This is a genomic window from bacterium SCSIO 12643, assembly GCA_024398135.1.
In the GTDB taxonomy this organism is placed as follows: domain Bacteria; phylum Bacteroidota; class Bacteroidia; order Flavobacteriales_G; family Salibacteraceae; genus CAJXZP01.
The window spans coordinates 2,313,196-2,334,973 of sequence record CP073750.1; the positions used below are offsets into that span (position 1 = coordinate 2,313,196).

A 21,778-nucleotide genomic window follows, 5' to 3' on the forward strand; every position below is an offset into this window, starting at 1 on the left:
CATTGTCAAATGAATATCGATCAAGTTGAAAATAGAGCTCTTTGGGTGACGGTGGCTGTCAGCGTGGTGATGGCCATAGCCGGATGGGTGACCTATCATTTAACCGGGTCGCAAGCAATGCTACTTGATGGCAATTTTTCTTTTGTATTGGCTGGTGCGACTGTGATTGCTATCATTATCTCAAAGAATAAACATAAAAAATCATCTACGTTTCCTTTTGGGAATTATGTATACGAAGCTGCATTTATACTTTCAAAGGGGTTATTGATTCTTGGAATTATTGTCGCTGCCTTTTTTCAGAATATGGCTAAGATTCTGAATTATTTTAATGGCGAGAAACCCGAGATGGTCATAATGGAACCCATTTATTATTATGTAGGGTTGATACTTCTTTTGACCGGAGCATTACTACTGTATTTCCGGTGGGAAAATCAAAAGATTAATAATGGAAGCAGTATGCTTATGGTAGAAAGTGAATCGGCAAAGATTGATGGCGCTTTGACCTTGGCTACCGGGATAGCTTTTGCCATGATGTCTTTGATAAAGGAAGGGTCATCATTGGAATTTCTGTTATACATTGGGGATTCGTTGTTGGTGCTAATTTTAGGTTTGATGATGATTGGTAGTCCGATTCAGATTATAAAAAATGCCTTTATTGAATTAGGTGGAGGTTCCATTCAGAATCAAAATGAAAAAGAGAAAATAGAATCCTCAGTAGATTCTGTGATTCAGAATAGGTTTCCGTTTGATTCTTTTATCACAAAATTAGGCTCCAGTTATTGGATTGTAATCTATGTAGACTTTGATTTGGGAATTGAAACCAAAGAATACCATCGTTTGAGTTCAGAGATAAAACGTGTCCTGAAGAAGGATTTTGAAACCATATTTGTTGATATTGCATTAAAAGATAATCATGAGTGATAATTTAGATGAATTAGAAGTAAAAGAATGGCGGATACGCCTAAGGTTTTTATCGGATATTGTTTTTGCTACCGCGATGACTATAATGATTCTGAATTTGGAGATTCCGGATATTGGGCATATTAACAGTACAGCTGAGTTGACCAAGTTTTTACTAAAACAACTAACTAATATGGGAGGTTTCTTTATTGCCTTTGTTACCATCGCCATTTACTGGATGAAACATCTGGAACATTTTGGAGTAACGCTGAAGGTGAATCAAACATTTATTTGGTTTCAGATTTTATTTCTGGCTATGATTATGCTGGTGCCATTTTGGAATGCCTATGTGACTAACTTCCCTGATAATGTAGCAATAAAAGTATTTTTTAGTGCAAACCTTTTACTGATCGGTTTATTTTCATATCTCAGTTTCAACTATGCGACTCACCCGGATCACCGATTGGTCATTGATACGGTATCAGATGAAACAATTTTAACAACTAAAAAGCAAATTTTGGCAGAGCCAGCTATTGCATTGGTAGCGGCAGGATTGGTGTTTATCAATCCGATATTATGGGATATTTCATTTATTATGATCCCAGTATTGTTTACTTTGAGAAAGAAACTGGTGAAAGTCAAGTACTTTAAGTTTTTAAAGAAACCGGCAGTATAAATAGAGCTAAATATTATCCTCATAAGAATACATTTGCGGTAATGGAAAAAGTATTTGAGAACGTTACATTATCAGAGTTAGGAGATATAGCGCAAGAATTGATCTCTCATTTTGATCAGTCTAAAGTGATTTTGTTTTACGGTCACATGGGAGCAGGGAAAACAACCTTTATACATCGCTTGTGTCAGGAGATGTCAGTTATTGATGATGTCAGTAGTCCTACTTTTTCAATTGTGAATGAATATGTAACGAAATCGGATGAAATCATATACCATTTCGACTTTTATAGGTTAAAATCAGAGATGGAGGCTTATGATTTGGGATATGAAGATTATCTTTATAGCGGTAATGTATGTTTAATCGAATGGCCGGACAAGATCGCATCATTATTGCCGGATGAGGTAATAGAATTTCATATCAACGGAATAGGAGATAGTCGTGAGATAAAATTGATTTGGTAATGACAGAAGAAGAAAATCCATTAAAGAGTTTAAGTCAGCAAGCATCATTAATGCCTAAAGAGCAATTATTTGCTATTCGCAATGCGGATCGAAGATTGTTTATAGGGTTGCCCAAAGAAACTTCATTTCAAGAGAATAGGGTGGGATTAACACCTTCCGGAGTGAAAGTGTTGGTCAATAATGGCCACGAAGTTTGGGTTGAGATGGGTGCAGGAGTACCTGCTGGATTTTCTGATATGGAGTACAGCGATGCCGGAGCGCGTATTGTAGAATCTTCCAAAGAAGTTTTTCAGGCACAAGTGGTTTTAAAAGTAGAGCCACCTTCGCTGGAAGAAATCAAAATGATGACACGCAGACAATTGTTGATTTCAGCATTACAATTGTCTATTCAACCTGAAGATTTTCTAAAACAATTAATTACTAAAAAAATCACAGCAATTGCCTGGGATTATCTGAGAGGAGCTGATGGTAGTTTCCCATTAGTGACAGCAATGGGTGAAATTGCAGGAAATACAGCAGTGCTAATTGCCGCGGAATATCTAAGCAAGGTGAACAATGGTTTAGGTTCAATGCTGGGAGGAATCCCTGGAGTGAAACCAAGTGAAGTGGTGATCATTGGAGCAGGAAGTGTGGGAGAATATGCCGCACGTGCAGCCATTGGTTTAGGTGCTATTGTTAAGGTATTTGATGAGGATACGTATAAGTTGAGAAGACTCCAAAATCAAATTGGTCAAAAACTGTTTACTTCGGTGATTCAACCTGATGTATTAGGTGAAGCATTGTCTACAGCAGATGTGGCGATCGGAGCGGTAAGAGCTGCGCATGGACGTACACCTAATATGGTTTCGGATGAGATGGTAGAAGGAATGAAGATGGGTTCTGTGATTGTGGATGTAAGTATTGATCAGGGAGGATGTTTCGAAACTTCGGAAGTGACTAATCATGAATATCCGGTATTTGAAAAACATGGAGTAATCCATTACTGTGTACCAAATATTGCATCCAGAGTATCGCAAACAGCATCTATGGCTTTGAATAACATCTTTGTGCCGCTAATGTTGAATATTGGTAGAGAAGCTGGTGTGGACAGTCTCATTAAACAGGATACTGGTTTGCGAAATGGAGTGTATTTATTCAAAGGAATGCTCACCAATAAGTTCTTGAGTGATACCTACGGAATTCCATATAAAGATTTGGACTTGTTGATTTCTGCGATTGGTTAGATCATCATTAAACCATATCCAATTACTGCTCCACCAATGATTACCCAAACAGAGCTGACTTTTGGAAATTTAAATGCGATTAGAATACTTAGTCCCATTAGCAACCATGCTTTCCAATCTGTACCTACATCCATTCCGATTTTAAAAGTCACCGCGGCCATAATGCCAACAGCAGCTACATTTACCGCGTCCAGAAAAGAAGACAGTATTTTTGATTTTCTCAATAATGGGATCAGTTTAACCAAAAGTCCCACAAGGATAAAAGAAGGGAGAAACATTCCTGCAGAAGCATACAATGCGCCTGTAATTCCATTCAATTGATATCCTACAAATGTGGCGGTCGTTAATACTGGCCCGGGAGTAAATTGTCCCATTGCGATGGCATCCAATAATTGTGCTTTGGTTAACCATCCTAGTTTTTCTACCATTTCAGCATCTATATATGCAATCAATACATAACCACTTCCGAATAGAACCATAGCAATTTTTAAGAAGACCATGAAAATGGAGGTGTTAGATAGAACTAGCGGCTTAAAGGCTAGTAGAGGGATTACGCTTTGAATGGTAGTCTTGTTTTGTAAAATATACATCACAAAGGCTCCAATAATTCCCAGACTAATAATGATGAGAAATTCATCCATCCCGGCTAAGGAAGCGATTAAGGACAGAACCCCTAAAACCGCTAGTTGCCATCCTTTGACAGCTTTTTTGCCGAGCTTGTAAGTGGCATTTAAAATAATTCCAATTACAGCCGGTTTGATGCCGTAAAACAATGGCGCAATAGCTGGAACTTCTCCATATTTACCGTATAGAATTGCCAATAGTAAAGTAAATACGACTGCGGGAAATATAAATGCAAGCCCTCCAACAATAAGCCCGGCCCATCCGGCTCTTACATGTCCACAATGCATGGTCATCTGCGTAGAATTGGGCCCGGGTACCAGATTAGTAGCACCAACCATATCCAGAAAATACTGCTGCGATATCCATTTTCTTTTATGGACGATTTCATCTTCCATCATGGCAATGTGCGCTGCTGGTCCACCAAATGCAATAAAGCCGAGTTTAAAGAATACGAGGAAAACCTCTTTAATTTTTGTTAGGTTCATGATATTTTATTTTCGAATAGGTGATGGCCTATCAAGCGGTTGCTTTACGGTGAAGTAAGCTACATTTTCCATGGCATGACAAGCATTACAGTTTCGCGTAAGAACTTCAAAGTTTTTGTTGAAAATAGTAGAATCCTGAAGTTCAATGCTTTTTTTCATTTCGGGTAGAATTTGAGCGAGAAAAAACTCTGCAGATTTTGCACGCTTTGGTCTTCGTTCTAAACCATTTTTAATTGTTTTTTCAATCTTTTCAACTTGATATTGGGCATATTCCCAGTTTTGATCTTGACCGGCCCAAAACAGCTCCTTGTAACGGTAACCCGTTTCGACCATCGCCAGGTCAAAACCTCTAAACTGTCGTTCAATACTTTCAATTTTGTCTTGTTCTGATCCTTTGATCCATTTTCCGTCAACGGATTTTGGGGTGCTTTTTGAACATGCTCCTAGAAAGAGTATCAGAAAACTATATGTGATAAATCTCATTTTGATCATTTTAAATTACATGACAAAAATCGATTTCACATGTAGTAAAAAATGGTCTATATGAAAAAACAATGGTGGTTATGAACTTTGATTCTTGTATTGGGAAGGAAGTAATTCAGTGTGACGTTTAAAATACTTGGTAAAATGAGAATTGTCTTTAAACCCAAGGTTGTAAGCGATTTCAGTGATGCTGAGGTCAGTATATAAAAGCATTCTTTTTGCTTCATTCAGGATTTCATCTGCAATAACCGATGAGGCGGATTTTTGTGTTTCTTTTTTACAAATCGCATTTAGATTTTGTGGAGTGGTATGTAGTTCCTGAGCATAGAAAGCCACCTGATGCGAATTCCGTAATTCTGTAAGTAGTAAGTCTTTGAATTTTTGAAAAGTACTTTTCTTAGAGGCGGTTGTAACGGAGGTGTTCTTGGCGGATTGTAAAATCAAAGCCATGAGCGATTTGATCAGACTTTCCAAGACCAGATGTGAATTGTTTTGTTTTTGGTGCTCTCTATCTAAAATTTGACAAATCTGAACGATAGATTTTGAATCAAAAAGGGAGATATAGGGGTACAGACTTAATTGAGAGAAAAGATTTTTGAATTCACTATCGTGACTTTGATCTACGAGTGGTTTTTTGATGATTAATACGTAACCATCCGGTTCAGATTGAATATCCCAGTGATGGACCTGGTCCTGACGAACAATAAAAATACAAGGAGTGTCAATCTCAAATGCATTGGTATCTATAGCGTGTGTGCCCTGACCGCTGGATAAGAAAACGATCTCGAAATAACTATGATGCTTATGTGGAGGTGTTTGTCTGATATTCTTGCGGAAAGGGGAAATTTTGAAATTGATTCCATGCTGAATTTTGTTTTTAATTTCTATTCCCGATTCCATCAAGAACAAATATAATGGGTTCTAAGAGGTTAACATTGTTTTTTTGCTACGGTTATTTTTCCGGATTTATTGGTAATGGTATAACTGATTTCTTCAAAAGTGCATCGTGGTTCGATGGTAAAATGGATGTGTCCATCAACCTTAAAATCTTCCTCAGGATTGAATGTGAATTTCTGTTTATAGAGTGTGTTATCATAGACAAAGTTGACCATGAAATCTCCCCAGGGATTTTTGGTTTCTTTGGATTGGGGTAACTCTTTCATTTTTCCAATTGGTTTTAGATGTACGTTTTTATTAAGACAAGTGCCGAATTTGCCCGTGAAATTTCCATCTGAATAAGGCGAAATGTAATAAGAGTTCTTCTCAAGTTCCATAGAAATAATGAAGGTGAATTCATTCGGTGTAGTTTGTTCAATTTGAAGGTTAAGATGATAAGGTTCTGCTTTTTTGTTTTCATTGTGCTGATTCCAATTAGAAATAAAGAAGTCTACAGGAAGTGTATAAGATGAACTTGAAATTTCCGAAGAATATGAAGCAGATGATAAAGTGAATTGTTGAGGAGTAAGACTACACCCTGTGAAGATGAGCAGTAAAAAAAAGGATGATAAATAGTTCATAACAAATTGGTATTTAAAGTGAAACAATGGATTGCTTTTTGCAATTTGAATCAAATCTACCGGACTCCATATCAAGAGCGTGTTACGAAACGTAAATTAGTGTAAATGGGTTGTAATCATTTGTGAGTCGGGAGATGTAGCACTATTTATCTAAATATTCCAAATCACTTTGAGCATCAACTAAGGGTCGTGTACGATAACAAATATTTGTTCGAAAGATGCCTTGAAGTTCTTTTTGACTTCTTCCGAGTTTTTCAGAACTGTAGTTTACATTTTTCTCATACTTCCCATAGCTAAGGTAGCTTTCTCCAATACGAAACGGAAATCCACAGTCTCCATTTCCGAATCCTGTGCGAATGGTAATGGTATCTGATTGAATTTTCCCTTTGTAAACTGTTTCTACTAAGAGAGCGTAATCTATCAGCTGGATATTGAAGTTGATGTTACTGTTTTTCCACTCCTCATAATTGGTTAATGTACCTTGTTTTTGAGCTGTTTCATATTGACTTTTGGTATATGATGTATCCGACCAAATCCGCACAATTTGAGAATCCAGAATTTTACCTGTAACAATATAATCAGCTTCTTTGATGGAGGTTTTAATGTTTGATGTTCCCATACAGGAACAACTCCAGACTGATCTGGAATGGATGAGGAAAATCAGACCAAGGATGAGTTTTAATATTTGAAGTTGTTTTGTCATCTTGATGATCACAATTTGAACCAGCTAATATATCAAATGATTATCCCGGGTCAAATTCATTTTCTGAATAGATGAAATAGGCTCCATTTATGGTATAAAAAGGAGCACATTTCTGTGCTCCTTAATCAGTCTATTTCTTATCTGCGATGCGCATCAGGTCGCCAAAGACTCCTCGGGCAGTAACTTCTGCGCCTGCTCCGGCTCCTTGAATTACAATAGGGCGGTCACCGTAGGATTCGGTATAGATTTCAATGATAGAATCAGAACCACTGACTTGTCCCAAAGCGCTAAATTTAGATGCTGAAACCAATTCCACTTTTAACTTTCCGGTACTTTGTTGAAGGTCTCCATAGAGATCACCCACATAACGCAAAACATGATTTTCGGATTGTTGACTTTTGATCTTTTCATATTCCGTATCAAATTGATCCAGGTGATCCAAAAAGTCTGTTTGATTTAAGTCTTGTAGGATTTCCGGAACCAGGTTTTGAATTTCGATATCTTCAAACTCGTTTTCCAAATCCAATTCGCGGGCAAGAATCAATAGTTTTCGAGCCACGTCATTTCCACATAAATCTTCTCGTGGATCAGGTTCGGTATATCCTAAGTTTATCGCTTCCTGAAGAATGGTACTAAATGATTCATCACGCTCAGAAAATTGATTAAACAAAAAGCTTAATGATCCCGAGAATATTCCTTTGATTCGGGTGATGTTTTCCCCGGAATCATGCAAAAGTTTGATAGTATCAATCAACGGTAATCCCGCACCGACATTGGTCTCATAAAGATAGTTTTTAGAATATTGCTGTAGTGTAGAACGTAGATCGTTATAAAACTCAAAACTCTTTGTGTTTGCGAGTTTATTGGAAGAAATCAGATCAAAACCATTTTCAATGAGAGTAGTATATTTTTCAGTGAAACCATCGCTGGCTGTATTGTCAATGGCGACCAGATTTTCCAGATGATTCTGCTGTGCAAACTGAATAACCGCATCAACATTTGAAAAGTTTTCCGGTGCTTTTTTGAAAGCTGTACGCCATTCGGATGGCGCCCCGTTTTTATCCAGTAATAACTGAGATGAGCCTGCAATTGCAAATATGTTCAGTAGAATTCCTTTTCGTTTTTCAATCTTTTTTTGAGAACGAACGATTTGATCGATTAATGAACCTCCTACGGTACCTTTTCCGAAAATAGCCACGTTGATTTTCTTAGAAATTCCAAATATCTGTGCATGGATAAGGTGTACAGCTTTATCAATATCCTTACTTTGTACCACCAGACTGATATTGTTACCATTAGAAGTGTTGTTGATGAGCAAGATCTCGATGTTGTTTTGCGCTAGCGATTTTAAAGGATTATGAAACTCATTTAGATTTTGACCAATGATGGTAATCACACCAATATGCTCATCTGCACTAATTTGATCAATATCGTGGTGAGCGAGTTCGTATTTGAATGTATCTTCTAATGCTACAATGGATTTGGAAGCGTCTTCTTTGGCAACAATAAAACTTACGCCACGCTCAGAAGAACCTTGAGAAATAATACCGATACTTACATTCAGATTTTGCAGTGTATTAAAGATGCGTGCATCAATTCCAACTTTACCCAATAGACCAGCTCCGGTAATATGAATCAAACTCACCTGATTTTGGACAGATATGGATTTCACACCGTTTTGATGGGCTCTTGAGCTTACGGTAGTGCCATTAAATTCAGGGTTGAAAGTATTCAAAATTCGCAAAGGAATAGCGGCTTGAGCTAAAGGTGCAATGGTCTTTTCATGAAGAATTGAAGCGCCAAAATTGGCCAATTCATGTGCTTCCTGATAGGAGAGATTTGGGATACTGGTAGCATCGTCTACTTGTGCAGGGTTTGCGGTAAAAATACCATTGACATTGGTGTAACTTAATACTTCTTCAGCGCCAATAAATTGTGCAATTAGTGAAGCAGAATAATTGCTGCCGTTTCGCCCTAAAGTTGTGATTTGTCCTGAACGATCGGCTGCAATAAATCCGGTGATGATTGTAATCGTATTTGGAGCAATTTTTTTGAAATACGATTGTGTCTTTGCTAATGATTGCTGTTCATCAACGGTGTGAATCCCATCCTTATTTTCGGTCACCAATAATTCTTTGGCATGTACTTCAATCGCATGAATCCCTCTTTTTTTCAATAAAGCGGTCACCATCTTTACCGATAAAATTTCCCCTTGCGCCAGAACCAAATCTTTTACGGATGGGCTGTAATCTTTTAAAGTACGTACTGCTTCCAAAGTATTTTTCAGTAATTCAAATTCATGAAATAAATCCAGACTGATTTCAGGGGCCAGTTGGTAACGTTTGAATACGCTTAAATCATGGCTGTAATTCTGGCCTCGACTCGCTTTGGTAAGCATGTTTTCTAAAGTATCTGTAGAGTTTCCTCTTGCAGAAACAACCACAGCGATAGATTCGTTTTTTGATTTGTTTTCAATGATTTCAATGGCATTTTTTAATCCATTGTCATTGGAGAGGGAAGACCCTCCGAATTTTAAGATTTTCATGATATGGAGAAATATGGTTTTAGTATTTGTGATAGCTGATCGTATTCGATGAGAAAAGCATCATGTCCATGAACTGATTGAATTTCATGGTATGAATTGGTCACATCGAATTGATCTAAAATTTTTTTGGTATTCAAATTCGTATCCTTGTGGAAGTAGATGTCTGTGTCAATTGCAATTTGAATCACATGAGATTGTAGTGGTTTTAAAGCTGCTTCTATCGAATCTTTTTGTTTCGAGATATCGATCGTAGATAAAATGTAATTCATCGTACGATAAGCCTGAACCTGAAAACGTTTCGCTAAAGATTTTCCATGAAATTGGAGCCAATCACTGACTACAGGAATATTCTGATTAGTTTTTTTGTGGTTGAATTTGGAATCAAACGAAACAGGAGTACGATAGAATAGCATGGCCATCATTCTGGCATCTTCCAGCGGTTTAGAGGAATGTTGTAGAATAGACTCCTGAACGGAAGTTTGTCCTACGATCCAATCCGAACTTTTCCAGGCGGATGCAATAGGAATTAGATGCTGAATAAACTCTGGGTGTGCAACGGCCATTTCCCATGCAATGCCCCCGCCAATGGAACCACCAATTGCGGCATACAATTGTGTGATTTCCATTTGAGTCATGGCGAGGAACTGTAATGCTGCAATGTCAAAGGCATTAAATGAAGTATGATCAGTTTGGAGTGCATGGTCATACCCATTTCCATAAATATTAAAGGCAATCACCGTATAGTGATCTGTATTTATAACCTTGTTTTTACCGATCAAATCTTTCCACCATCCATCGTCCGGGTTTGCTACGTTTGAGTTTCCGGTGAGGGCATGATGTACCAGTATTATTGGTGCAGAGTGGAGCTGCGCACCAAACACCTGGTATGAAAGTTTGATGTTTTCAAAAGTTTGTTGTCTGTGATTTTCAAACTTTTGAATGGTAATGAATTGCAGTGTGTTATTCATGTTCTAAAGCTTGTTGAATGTCGTCTAAGATGTCGTGAATATGCTCGAGTCCAACAGATATCCGAATAAGACCATTGGTGATGCCTACCTCCAATCGTTCAGCTTCGGTAAGTTTGCTATGCGTGGTTGAAGCCGGATGTGAAGCAATTGTTCTGGTGTCTCCCAGATTTGCGGTAAGTGAACACAGTTGTAATTTGTTTAGGAATTTTTTGCCCCCCTCAAGACCACCTTTGACCTCAAAAGCGACAATGTTTCCGCCAAATCGCATTTGTTTTTTAGCGAGTTGGTAATTGGGATGCGATGGTAAAAATGGATATCGTACTTCTTCCAGTTGTGGATGCTTTTCCAAAGCAAAAGCCAACTCTTGGGCATTGGCAGAATGTTTTTCCACGCGTAATGCTAAGGTTTCAATACTCTTGGATAAAACCCATGCGTTGAATGGAGAAATGGATGGCCCGGTATTTCGGGCGAATAAATAGATTTCTCGAATCAGATTCTTTTTTCCGGCTACAACACCACCTAGTACACGTCCTTGTCCGTCCAATAATTTGGTGGCGGAGTGAATGACCAAATCCGCACCATATTCAATAGGCTTTTGAATGATCGGAGTTGCAAAGCAGTTGTCAATAACCAACAGTAAATTATTCTTTTTCGCAATGCGAGCCAATTCTTCTAAATCCAGAATATCCAATCCGGGATTGGAAGGTGTTTCTGCATAAAGAATTTTGGTATTTGGACGAATCATGGATTCAATTTTAGAAAGGTTTCCGGATGAAAAATAACTGGATGAAATTCCCCATTTAGGGAGAAACTTTGTAAGCAAAGTATGGGTAGATCCAAAAACTGACCGAGCAGAAATGATGTGGTCTCCACTTTTTAATAAGCTGGCGAATGTGTTGAATATGGCAGCCATCCCTGTCGCAAAAGCATAACCATCTTCAGCTCCTTCCAGCGCTACAATTTTTTGAATAAATTCTGTTGCATTTGGATTGGTAAATCGACTGTAAATGTTCTTTTCCTTTTCTTCTGCAAATGATGCGCGCATGTCTTCCGCATCATCAAATATGAAGCTGGAAGTCAGGAATAAGGGAACACTATGTTCGGCATATTGAGTCGCTTCTAGTTGATTGCGAATGGCTTGTGTTTCCGGATGATATTTAGTTTTCATATTTTTTGTTGTTGAGATATAGTTGTGTTGTGATATTTGTAGCTTGTTCTAACATTTTGCTCACCGAACAGTATTTGTCGATAGATAAATGAATAGCTCGTTGTGCTTTTTCCGGTTGGATATCCCCTAACAGGTGGAATTCTACGTGAATAGATTTGAATATGGCCGGAATGGCTTTTACACGTTCACCGTGAACCACGACTTTGTAGTCATCAATTTTCTGACGTTGTTTATTTAGAATTCCTATGACATCAACGCTACTACAGCCTGCAACTCCCATTAAGAGTAGTTCCATTGGGCGAATGGGGTGTGCATCTGAGTTGTCAGAAACTCCAACCTGAATAGTATTTTGAAGTTCATTTTGAGCCTCAAACAGTAAGCCGTCTTTTTGATTTAGTTCTATTTTCATTTGCGTAGTTTTTGGAATAAAAAAAGTCCCTCTGGCGATGCTTTGCCGGAGGGACTTTCAGAATTTACCTGGTGTGAATTCGTTCAGTTTTGACAAAGCTTGCGCCTATGAAGCATCATTCGATACATCATGAAGTACATTGAATTGATATGTAAAATGTTTATTTCTATAGCTTTAATTAAAATAGTGCTTGAGCAATGCGGTATACTGGATCAGCTTTGCCCATAGAATAATAATGAAGAGATGGAACTCCATAATCCATCAATTCTTTTGATTGTTGAATAGCCCATTCTACCCCCACTTCTTTGACTTGTTTGTTACTCGTACATTTTTCAATTTCATCAGATAATGCTTCGGGTAAATCAATATGGAAAATACTTGGAAGCAAAGTGCCTTGTTTTTTAGTGGTGATTGGCTTGAGCCCCGGAATGATTGGAACGTGGATGTCGTTTTTGCGGCATAAATCCACAAAATCAAAGTATTTTTGATTATCATAGAACATCTGCGTAACAATATAATCTGCTCCGGCATCTACTTTGGTTTTCAAATATTTGAGATCTGTTTTAAGATTAGGTGCTTCAAAGTGCTTTTCGGGATAACCCGCCACACCAATACAAAAATCAGTAGGATGTGCATTTTCCAGTTCATCATCTAAATACAATCCACGATTCATGTCTTTAACCTGATGCAAAAGATCAATAGCATATTGGTTTCCCTCTGGTTCCCCAACAAATCGTTGTTCCGATTTAATAGCATCACCTCGAATGAGTAACACATTGTCAATTCCCAAAAAGTTTAAATCAATCAATGCGTTTTCTGTATCTTCCTTCGTAAATCCACCACAGATAATATGGGGTACTGTGGTGACATTGTATTTATTGGAGATCGCTGCACAAATGCCTACGGTTCCCGGACGCTTGCGTGTGGATTTTCTTTGAAGTAAACCATTTGGCATAGTCTTGTATACGTACTCTTCACGATGATAGGTGACATCTACAAAGGGTGGATTGAATTCCATCAACGGATCTAAATGATCGTATAAATCCTGAATATTTTCCCCCTTTTTAGGAGGTAAAATTTCGAGACTAAATAAAGTGCTTTTAGCGTTTTTAATATGTTCAGTGATTTTCATTTTAGTATCCTAAATTTGGTTTAAGCCATTTTTCAGCTTCTTCTATGTCGAACCCTTTACGTTGTGCATAGGATTCTACTTGATCTTTTCCGATTTTTCCTACTCCGAAATAGGAAGCATCAGGATGAGCGAAATAGAATCCGCTAACTGATGCAGCCGGGTACATAGCATAATTTTCTGTGAGTTGAATTCCCGTGTGTTTTTGAACTTCCAGGAGATTAAATAATGTTTCTTTTTCGGTATGATCCGGGCAAGCAGGGTATCCAGGTGCAGGTCGAATCCCTTGAAAAGATTCTTTAATCAAAGCTTCATTGGATAATGATTCTTCAGGAGCATATCCCCAATATTCTTTTCTGACTTTTTCGTGCATAAGTTCAGCAAATGCCTCTGCCAATCTATCGGCCAAAGCTTTGACCATAATCACGTGGTAGTCATCATGATCTTGTTCGAATTTAGAAATCAACTTTTCAATTCCAATGCCTGCGGTAACCGCAAAAAGCCCTAAATGATTGCCGTGGTTAGAATTTTTTGGAGCGACATAATCAGCTAAACTATGATTGGGTTTGCCTGTGGCTTTTTTGCTTTGCTGACGTAAAAAATGAAACTGAGTCAATTCACTTTGAGACTGTTCAGGATCAAAAACATGAATAGATTCATTTTGGCTATATGCCGGAAAGATTCCAATAACAGCTTTAGCCTGGAGACTTCTGTTGGTAATGATGTGATCTAGCAATATTTGAGCATCGTTAAATAGTTTTTGTGCTTCTTCACCGACTACTTCGTGATCCAGAATTTTAGGATAACTTCCTTTAAGCATCCAGGTGCTAAAGAAAGGCGTCCAGTCGATGTAATTGCGAATTTCCTGAAGATCAAAATCTTCAAATACTTTAACTCCAGTAAACTCAGGATCGAGATTTTTTTGGTCATCCCAAACCAGTTGTTTTTTATTTAGAACCGCATCTGAAAAAGGGAGTAACTTTTTGACTTTCTGTTTGTTCAAATACCCTTCTCGAAGAGATTGGTATTCAGCCTTGATTTCTTTGAAATAATCCTGATTTTTAACCAAAGCCCCGGCCAAAGGAACGCTTCTGGAAGCATCATGAACGTGAATCACTGGTCCACTATATTCCGGATCAATCTTAACAGCGGTGTGAATTCTGCTGGTTGTAGCCCCTCCAATCAGTAAAGGAATAGAGAAGTTTTGTTTTTCCATTTCTTTGGCTACATGAACCATTTCATCCAGAGATGGAGTGATCAATCCGCTCAACCCAATCATGTCAACACCGAGTTCTCTGGCGGTTTTTAAAATCTTTTCAGCGGGAACCATTACGCCTAAATCTTCTATTTCATAGTTGTTGCAGGCGAGTACAACTCCGACAATATTTTTTCCAATATCATGGACATCCCCTTTCACTGTAGCCAACAAAATTTTAGCTTGTGATTTAGATGATGCAGTTTTTGCAGCTTCTAAATAGGGCAGGAGGTAGGCTACGGATTTTTTCATTACCCGTGCACTTTTGACCACTTGTGGTAAAAACATTTTTCCAGAACCAAATAGGTCTCCCACGATATTCATCCCATCCATTAATGGGCCTTCGATAACTTCTAGCGGAAATTCATAGTTATTACGTGCTTCTTCTGTGTCTTGATCGATATATTCTGTAATTCCTTTGACCAAAGCATGGCTGAGGCGATTTTCCACCTTTTCTTCTCTCCAGGAATCATCCTGAGTTTTTTGTTTAGAAGTACTTTTTACTGATTGTGCAAAATCTAGTAAACGTTCAGTAGCATCAACTCTGCGGTTGAGTAATACATCTTCAACATGTTCCAATAAATCGGCTGGGACTTCATCATATACTTCCAGAAGAGAAGGGTTGACAATTCCCATATCCATCCCGTTTTGAATGGCGTGGTATAAGAAAGAAGCGTGCATTGCTTCTCGAACGGTATTGTTACCACGAAATGAAAATGATACGTTGCTAACACCACCACTTACCTTTGCATGCGGGAGGTTCTCTTTGATCCATTTCGTTGCCAAAAAGAAATCCAAAGCATTGGTTCGGAGTTCTTCCATTCCCGTACCAACCGGAAATATATTCGGGTCGAATATAATATCTTCCGGTGGAAATTGAATTTTTTCAGTTAGTAGTTGATAGGCACGAGCACAAATTTCAATTCTTCTGGCCAGATTATCTGCTTGTCCTTTTTCATCAAACGCCATGACGATGACTGCGGCCCCGTATCGCTTAATTTTAATAGCCTGTTCCAGGAATTCTTCTTCTCCTGATTTTAGGCTGATAGAATTTACCACACCCTTGCCCTGAATGCACTGTAATCCGGCTTCAATGATTTCCCATTTCGAAGAATCAATCATGACGGGAACTCTGGCAATATCCGGTTCGGAAGCGATGAGATTTAGAAAGTGAACCATGCTTTTCACTCCATCAATCATCCCCTCATCCATGTTTACATCAATGATTTGGGCGCCATTTTCTACTTGTTCCTTAGCTATGGATAAAGCCTCTTCATATTCCTCAGATTTAATGAGACGCAAGAACTTTTTGGAACCGGTTACATTAGTACGTTCACCTACATTCACAAAGTTGCTCGCAGATGAAATGACCAGAGGTTCCAGTCCGCTTAAAATCAAAGGTTTGATATTATTCATTGTTGTTAGCATTTGCTTTTCTAGGTGAATATTGCGCTGCTAATTCAGCAATGACTTTAATGTGCTTTGGTGTGGTTCCGCAACATCCGCCCACGATATTGAGCAAACCTTCTTGTAAAAAAGATTCGATTTGTTTTCCCATGATCTCTGGAGTTTCATCATAGGCACCAAACTCATTCGGTAGGCCGGCATTGGGATGTGCACTCACTAAGAAGTTAGATTCTTTGTTAAGAACTTGAAGGTATGGATGCATGTCTTTGGCTCCCAAAGCACAATTCAATCCGATACTAAGTAACGGGGCATGTGCCAATGAAATATGAAATGCTTCGGTAGTTTGACCTGATAGTGTACGTCCGCTTGCATCGGTAATTGTTCCCGAAACCATGATAGGAACTTGTTTTCCTGATTGATCAAAATATTCTTGAATTCCAAAAAGCGCAGCCTTAGCATTAAGAGTGTCAAAGACAGTTTCAACCAATAAAATATCAACTCCACCTTCTACTAAGGCTTGCGCCTGCTCTATGTATGAGATTTTAAGTTCTTCGAATGTAATTCCTCTAAATCCGGGATTGTTTACATCCGGAGAGATAGAAGCAGTACGATTTGTTGGACCTATGGACCCTGCAACAAATCGGGGTTTTTCGGGATTTTTTCGGGTAAACTTTTCAGCAACTTCTTTGGCGATTCGAGCAGATTCAAAGTTCAGATCATAAACTGATTCTTCTAAACCGTAATCGGCTTGAGCGATACGTGTGGAGCTGAATGTATTGGTTTCAGCAATATCAGCTCCGGCTTCAAAATATTCTGAATGGATAGCTTTGAGAATATCAGGTTGTGTAAGTGCCAATAAATCATTGTTTCCTTTGAGAGGTAAATGATGATCAGCAAATCGAGCACCTCGAAAATCTTCTTCAGAAAGCTGGTATTTCTGAATCATTGTGCCCATTGCACCATCCAGTACCAGTATTCGTGATTTTAAAACTTCGGTAATTGTCATCTTTCTTGTTTCAGTTTTTAAACTTTTCAAGAAAGAAGGAGCGAGAGATCGCTACTTAACTCATCTTTACTCAACGGAGAATTGTTGAGATGGGAATTAGCACCATGCTCGTCATGGTTGCTAAGACTTCATAGGGCCCAATCCCTCCGTCTTTCTTGATAAGTGCTGCAAATGTAAAGGAATAAAAGTTGGACAAAAAAACTTTTTCTGAAATAAAATTTTTTTAAGCAAGAAATTTGAAGTCTGAATCAGAGGGAGTTGTTTGTCTGAAACCTTAGATATATCAAGGGGAAGGAACGTAAATACCATCTGATAAAACTAGCCCGATTTTGGATTAAAAAATATTTTTTAAATAGTGTTTTGAGAAAAAATATTTTGAAAAATGAATCAAACGGTCTTACAATTGTATCCGGAAAAATGAAGAAAATGACACGAAATATGATGCAAATGAAGGAGTGTTCAATGCACGTTTCAGGCATTTATATGGAGTAGTTTTTAGATAAAAGAGTTATAACTTTAACAGGCTTCTCCAATCAAGAGAAGCCTTTTTTGTAGGTTAAAATTGAAAAAAAAGAAATAGAAGATGATACCGGAAATTGATGTATTTGAATTGAAAGAATTAATTGAGAATAAATCTGATTTTCAGTTAGTTGATGTGCGTGAGCCATATGAATTTGAGATTGCTAATTTGGGTGACGATTTAATTCCAATAAGTTCATTTGTAGAACGTTTGGATGAGGTAGATCTAGACAAGAAGGTTGTGGTGATTTGTAGAAGTGGGGTGCGTAGCGCGAATGTGGTAGATTACTTAATGCGTGTAACCGGAAAAGACAATTTTTATAATTTGAAAGGGGGGATATTGGCCTGGGCGGATCATATTGATCCAACTATAACCAAATACTAGATGGGATGCATGAAACTCACTGTATTTTATGATTTGTAAACTTATTTAGACCAAAGGATTCAAAGCCCAGTTAAAGTGTTCTTCCACCAATTGTTTTTTATTGTCGTTAATGAATTGAATGAGCGCTTTTTGGGCAGGGCTTAATGATTTGCCCTTTGGATGAACTAGATGCCATTGCGTTGTGATAGGTAACCCTGCTAATGGATAAATACTCATTTTTTCGCTGTTTAATGCGGTTCTTAATCCGATAAGAGGCATAATAGAAAAGCCAATACCTGCATTGATGGTTTGTTTAATGGCTTCATTAGAGACCAATTGCATACTGGTGCCTATATTGACATTTTTACTTTTTAAATATTTTTCCATAGCATTTCGAGTAGCTGAGCCCTTTTCACGAAATAGAAGAGTCACTTTCTCTAAATCCTTTGGTTTTTTCATTTTCCCTTTAAACTCCTGCGGTCCTGTGAGATATAGCCTGTTCTCCATCAGCTCTATGGCTTCCAATTGAATGTCTTCAGGTAAGACAGAGATGAGGGAAAAGTCGGTTTTATTCTTAGATAATCCTTCCAGAACCCTGGTCTTATTAGATACGTCAATGGAAATTTTTATTCCGGGATGTAGATCCATAAAAGGTTTTAAAAAATAAGGGATAATATATTTTGCAGTGGATACAACAGAAATATTAATCGACCCTGTAAGTAGCCCTTTATGTTGGTTTACTGTATGTGTAATTTCGTCCATTTCATGTTTGATTCTACGACACTTTTGGGCAATATCGTTACCGAAATCGGTAACATATAATTGTCGACCAATAACTTCAATTAATGGAATTTCAAATTGTTCCTGCAATTTTTTGAGTTGAATTGATATGGCTGGTTGAGTTAAATGGAGTTCTTCTGCTGCCTTTGTAATGCTTTGTAAATCAACAACTGTTAAGAATATTTCTAATTGATGTAAAGTGTAATGCATTTACTTTTATTTATGTCTTGTATAAAATATTTAAATAAAAATTTATGATTGTAAAGATGTAGGTTTGCTTCGAATTAAACAAATGGTATTATGACATATTTAGCACAACAAGCATCAAGGTTGGGGGAGTTTGCACCAGATAGTATGACAAACGAATCCTTTGGAAATGAGGAGTTATGTATAAAAATGATTGACAAGGTGGTTCAAAACAGTTTTTCAGAATCTCAATTAAAAAAAGAGCCTATAGAGGGACAATTATCTGCTAAAGCGTTGTTTGACGAAACGGTAAAAAACAAGGGAGAGCAAAATAGAGTGAAAACTCGATTTGTTAATGATTCAACGATGGAAGTGGAGGGACTATCAAAAATGGCTCTTCATTCGTACTTACTCGAAGCTGAGAAGTTAGGAAAGAAGATAGAATTTGTGAAAACGACTACAATTAAAATTTGTAATTAGAAATGAACCTTCATAATCTATTGGAGAATCTTACGAATCCTGCTTTAATGTTCTTTTTGCTTGGGGTGTTAGCGGTTCAAATCAAAAGTGATTTAAATATTCCGGAGAATAGTTCGAAATTCATTTCGATGTATTTGTTATTATCCATTGGGTTTAAAGGAGGACAAGAACTTTCACATAGTGGAATGAGCGAGGAATTAGTAAATAGTATGGGGCTTGGACTTCTTTTAGCTTCCTTGATTCCAATAGCTTCGTTTTTTATTTTGAGGTCTAAATTCGGGGTAGAAAATGCAGGAGCAATAGCAGCTTCATATGGTTCGGTCAGCGCAGTGACTTTCGTGACATCTACATCGTTTTTAGATTTTGAAGGGATTGAATTTAATGGGCATATGATTGCTGTAATGGCACTCATGGAAGCTCCGGCAATTATTGTTGGAGTTATGCTTATTCAATATTTCAAAAAGGGAGGAAGTCAGAGTAATACAGGATTGTCTGGTATTTTATGGCATTCTTTAACCAATGGTAGTGTGCTGTTGATATTAGGAAGTTTGATCATTGGCTTTTTAGCCACAGCAGAACAAGCTGAAGGTATAAAACCATTTACCACGGATATTTTTAAGGGATTTCTGGCAGTATTTCTTTTGGATATGGGATTAACGAGCGGGAAACATCTTTCGGCAATTTTAAAGAAAGGAATTTATCCTTTTCTCTTCTCTAGTGTGATGCCTTTTTTTAATGGATTATTGGCATTGTGGATCAGTATGCAAATAACAGATGCAATTGGAAATCAGTTGTTGTTTGCTATTCTGGGAGCAAGTGCCTCATATATTGCAGTTCCCGCAGCGATGAAGCAAGCTGTACCCAAAGCCAATTCGGGATTGTATTTGCCAATGGCATTGGGTATTACTTTCCCAATAAACGTGATGCTGGGAATCCCTTTTTATTATTCGATTATTTTGATGTGTAATAGTTGATTTAGTAGTTCGAAAATTTTATTTCATAGTTAGAAATATTGTTTGAGAAAAAAAGCTCCGGAAACGGAGCTTTTGTTATTAAAAATCATATCCTTTCATCATCATGTTCCAATACATGAATGGAAGACCGTGTCGTTTTAAAATCCACATAGGATAACTGGCTTTTCCGGTGTCAAAGAATTTACTCAAAATTGGGTCGGACATTCTTACTCCATTGTATCCAAATTCGGCTAATAACATCTTGTTTGGAGAGACAACAAGTGGACATGAAGAATAACCTGTATAGTTTTTATTATCAGCAGTTTTTCCTGCCATTAAATTTAAGATGTTTTTTACAATTACAGGAGCTTGTTTTCTGATTGCAGCTCCGGTACGTGCTGTTGGCAAATCAGTGATATCACCAACTCCAAAAGCATTCGTATAAAATTTTGATTGCAGAGAATTTTTATCCACTGCCATCCAACCTTTATTCGGCCCTTCCTGATTGGCCAATTTTGTCTTTTGAAACCAACTTGGAGCAGATTGTGGAGGTGCTAAATGAAGCATGTCATATTTAATAGCATATCGGGTGCCTTTTTTCTCCATTTGGAATGTAGAATTTACTTCCTGAACTTCTCTTTTTACTCCGTCTTCCCAAATGTAACCCATACATCCTGCCACATTACGTTCGTCATTCACAACATATTGATCACTACCATTAGGTAATTCTAAACGTTCGTAATAAGCTTCTTTTTTCTCGCCATCAATTTCTACCAGTTTATAACCGTAACGTTGCTTGATGTTATATTTTTTCAAGTAGCGTTCCAGTTCATCTTTAAATGGTTGAACACCGAAAATCATTGTTCCAGGGGTGGCAAAAATGATGTTTGTTTCATTTTGAATTTGATGCTGATCTACATAATCTCCCATCAAATACATGATTTTTTGAGGAGCTCCAGGACATTTAATTGGAGTTACAGGCTGTGTGAATAAAGCATTACCCCCTTTGAATTTCTTCATGACTTCCCAGGTATATTCCGGATCAATATAATTAGAACATACGCCATTTTTTCCGTAAGCTTCTTTAAGACCCTTAATGCCATCCAGATTGATTTGAATTCCGGCTGCCACGATGATATAATCGTATGTCACAGTATCTTTATTTTCAAGAAGTACTGTGTTGTTTTCAGGTTGTATATCTGCAACTTTTTCTTTGATCCATTTTACCCCGGATGGGATCAGCTTTTTTTCTGGTTTTAGTGTGTCTTTATAGTCCATTAAACCTGCTCCAACTAATGTGTAGGCCGGTTGATATGTATGCGTATCTGTTGGGTCAATAATAGCGATGTCTAAGCTGTTTTTAGCTCTTTTAAGTTGTGCGGCTACCATAACACCTCCGGTGCCCCCGCCAACGATAACGATTTGATGCTTTTTATTTCCCATGATTCTTGATTTAGTATTAAAACTTTATTTTCATTTGCATTCTGTCTTTACGACTGTATAAAAGTAGGTTGTTTGGATAGTCGAAAAAATGATA

At 37.7% G+C, this 21,778-nt stretch carries 21 protein-coding genes and 1 riboswitch; of the genes, 7 read left to right on the forward strand and 14 right to left on the reverse strand.

Annotated elements, in window-relative coordinates:
• Nucleotides 1–9: 9 nt before the first annotated feature.
• From KFE94_09800 to KFE94_09815, 4 genes are read left to right on the forward strand one after another with little or no spacing between them, the layout of a single operon-like run.
• Nucleotides 10–921 (forward strand): cation transporter, encoded by a 912-nt coding sequence (locus KFE94_09800; protein ID UTW64974.1) that lies wholly within the window; start codon nucleotides 10–12, stop codon nucleotides 919–921.
• On the forward strand, nucleotides 914–1,576 hold the full coding sequence (locus tag KFE94_09805; protein ID UTW64975.1) for a DUF1211 domain-containing protein: 663 nt from the start codon (nucleotides 914–916) through the stop codon (nucleotides 1,574–1,576). Before KFE94_09800 ends, KFE94_09805 begins: the two co-directional genes overlap by 8 nt.
• Nucleotides 1,577–1,617: 41 nt before the next feature.
• Nucleotides 1,618–2,037, forward strand: a complete 420-nt coding sequence (gene tsaE / locus KFE94_09810; GenBank protein ID UTW64976.1) for a tRNA (adenosine(37)-N6)-threonylcarbamoyltransferase complex ATPase subunit type 1 TsaE — start codon at nucleotides 1,618–1,620, stop codon at nucleotides 2,035–2,037.
• Complete coding sequence (locus tag KFE94_09815) at nucleotides 2,037–3,260, forward strand: alanine dehydrogenase (GenBank protein ID UTW64977.1); 1,224 nt, start codon at nucleotides 2,037–2,039, stop codon at nucleotides 3,258–3,260. The genes tsaE and KFE94_09815 overlap by 1 nt, the downstream gene beginning before the upstream one ends.
• Here the strand turns inward: KFE94_09815 and chrA are convergent.
• The 12 genes from chrA to KFE94_09875 all read right to left on the reverse strand — a co-directional run bounded on the left by chrA (nucleotide 3,257) and on the right by KFE94_09875 (nucleotide 16,959).
• The gene (chrA, locus tag KFE94_09820; protein ID UTW64978.1) at nucleotides 3,257–4,369 is read right to left on the reverse strand and encodes a chromate efflux transporter; all 1,113 of its coding nucleotides are present in this window, start codon (nucleotides 4,367–4,369) and stop codon (nucleotides 3,257–3,259) included. The two genes, KFE94_09815 and chrA, sit on opposite strands and share 4 nt — an antisense overlap.
• A gap of 6 nt (nucleotides 4,370–4,375) precedes the next feature.
• On the reverse strand, nucleotides 4,376–4,852 hold the full coding sequence (locus KFE94_09825) for a hypothetical protein (GenBank protein ID UTW64979.1): 477 nt from the start codon (nucleotides 4,850–4,852) through the stop codon (nucleotides 4,376–4,378).
• Nucleotides 4,853–4,930: 78 nt separating this feature from the next.
• Nucleotides 4,931–5,752 (reverse strand): helix-turn-helix domain-containing protein, encoded by an 822-nt coding sequence (locus KFE94_09830; protein ID UTW64980.1) that lies wholly within the window; start codon nucleotides 5,750–5,752, stop codon nucleotides 4,931–4,933.
• A 29-nt stretch (nucleotides 5,753–5,781) separates the two neighbouring features.
• The gene (locus tag KFE94_09835) at nucleotides 5,782–6,369 is read right to left on the reverse strand and encodes a hypothetical protein (GenBank protein ID UTW64981.1); all 588 of its coding nucleotides are present in this window, start codon (nucleotides 6,367–6,369) and stop codon (nucleotides 5,782–5,784) included.
• Between the two features lie 142 nt (nucleotides 6,370–6,511).
• The gene (locus KFE94_09840) at nucleotides 6,512–7,072 is read right to left on the reverse strand and encodes a hypothetical protein (GenBank protein ID UTW64982.1); all 561 of its coding nucleotides are present in this window, start codon (nucleotides 7,070–7,072) and stop codon (nucleotides 6,512–6,514) included.
• A 130-nt stretch (nucleotides 7,073–7,202) separates the two neighbouring features.
• Nucleotides 7,203–9,617, reverse strand: coding sequence for a bifunctional aspartate kinase/homoserine dehydrogenase I (gene thrA, locus KFE94_09845; protein UTW64983.1), 2,415 nt, complete (start codon nucleotides 9,615–9,617; stop codon nucleotides 7,203–7,205).
• Nucleotides 9,614–10,585, reverse strand: coding sequence for an alpha/beta fold hydrolase (locus KFE94_09850; protein UTW64984.1), 972 nt, complete (start codon nucleotides 10,583–10,585; stop codon nucleotides 9,614–9,616). The genes thrA and KFE94_09850 overlap by 4 nt, the downstream gene beginning before the upstream one ends.
• The gene (locus KFE94_09855) at nucleotides 10,578–11,753 is read right to left on the reverse strand and encodes an aminotransferase class I/II-fold pyridoxal phosphate-dependent enzyme (protein UTW64985.1); all 1,176 of its coding nucleotides are present in this window, start codon (nucleotides 11,751–11,753) and stop codon (nucleotides 10,578–10,580) included. Before KFE94_09855 ends, KFE94_09850 begins: the two co-directional genes overlap by 8 nt.
• A complete protein-coding gene (locus KFE94_09860; protein ID UTW64986.1) occupies nucleotides 11,743–12,162 on the reverse strand; it encodes an OsmC family protein in 420 nt (139 codons plus the stop codon). The genes KFE94_09855 and KFE94_09860 overlap by 11 nt, the downstream gene beginning before the upstream one ends.
• A gap of 178 nt (nucleotides 12,163–12,340) precedes the next feature.
• Complete coding sequence (gene metF, locus KFE94_09865; protein ID UTW64987.1) at nucleotides 12,341–13,294, reverse strand: methylenetetrahydrofolate reductase [NAD(P)H]; 954 nt, start codon at nucleotides 13,292–13,294, stop codon at nucleotides 12,341–12,343.
• Between the two features lies 1 nt (nucleotide 13,295).
• A complete protein-coding gene (gene metH / locus KFE94_09870; GenBank protein UTW64988.1) occupies nucleotides 13,296–15,962 on the reverse strand; it encodes a methionine synthase in 2,667 nt (888 codons plus the stop codon).
• Nucleotides 15,955–16,959 (reverse strand): homocysteine S-methyltransferase family protein, encoded by a 1,005-nt coding sequence (locus KFE94_09875; GenBank protein UTW64989.1) that lies wholly within the window; start codon nucleotides 16,957–16,959, stop codon nucleotides 15,955–15,957. The genes metH and KFE94_09875 overlap by 8 nt, the downstream gene beginning before the upstream one ends.
• A 57-nt stretch (nucleotides 16,960–17,016) precedes the next feature.
• Nucleotides 17,017–17,124: riboswitch (SAM riboswitch) on the reverse strand.
• Nucleotides 17,125–17,545: 421 nt separating this feature from the next.
• Between KFE94_09875 and KFE94_09880 the strand changes: the two genes are divergently transcribed.
• Nucleotides 17,546–17,863, forward strand: a complete 318-nt coding sequence (locus KFE94_09880) for a rhodanese-like domain-containing protein (GenBank protein ID UTW68254.1) — start codon at nucleotides 17,546–17,548, stop codon at nucleotides 17,861–17,863.
• 45 nt (nucleotides 17,864–17,908) lie between these two features.
• Here KFE94_09880 and KFE94_09885 read toward each other — a convergent pair whose 3' ends face one another.
• Nucleotides 17,909–18,832 carry a LysR family transcriptional regulator gene (locus KFE94_09885; GenBank protein ID UTW64990.1) on the reverse strand — a complete coding sequence of 308 codons (924 nt, stop codon included), beginning with the start codon at nucleotides 18,830–18,832 and terminating at the stop codon, nucleotides 17,909–17,911.
• A 90-nt stretch (nucleotides 18,833–18,922) separates the two neighbouring features.
• Here KFE94_09885 and KFE94_09890 point away from each other — a divergent pair, with 90 nt between their 5' ends.
• Nucleotides 18,923–19,288: a hypothetical protein gene (locus KFE94_09890; protein ID UTW64991.1), complete on the forward strand. Its 366-nt coding sequence runs from the start codon at nucleotides 18,923–18,925 to the stop codon at nucleotides 19,286–19,288.
• A 2-nt stretch (nucleotides 19,289–19,290) separates the two neighbouring features.
• Complete coding sequence (locus tag KFE94_09895; protein ID UTW64992.1) at nucleotides 19,291–20,262, forward strand: sodium-dependent bicarbonate transport family permease; 972 nt, start codon at nucleotides 19,291–19,293, stop codon at nucleotides 20,260–20,262.
• Nucleotides 20,263–20,340: 78 nt separating this feature from the next.
• On the opposite strand, the gene KFE94_09900 is transcribed toward KFE94_09895, so the two are convergent.
• Entirely contained in the window at nucleotides 20,341–21,684 is a 1,344-nt protein-coding gene (locus tag KFE94_09900; protein ID UTW64993.1) for an NAD(P)/FAD-dependent oxidoreductase, read from the reverse strand.
• Nucleotides 21,685–21,778: the final 94 nt, after the last annotated feature.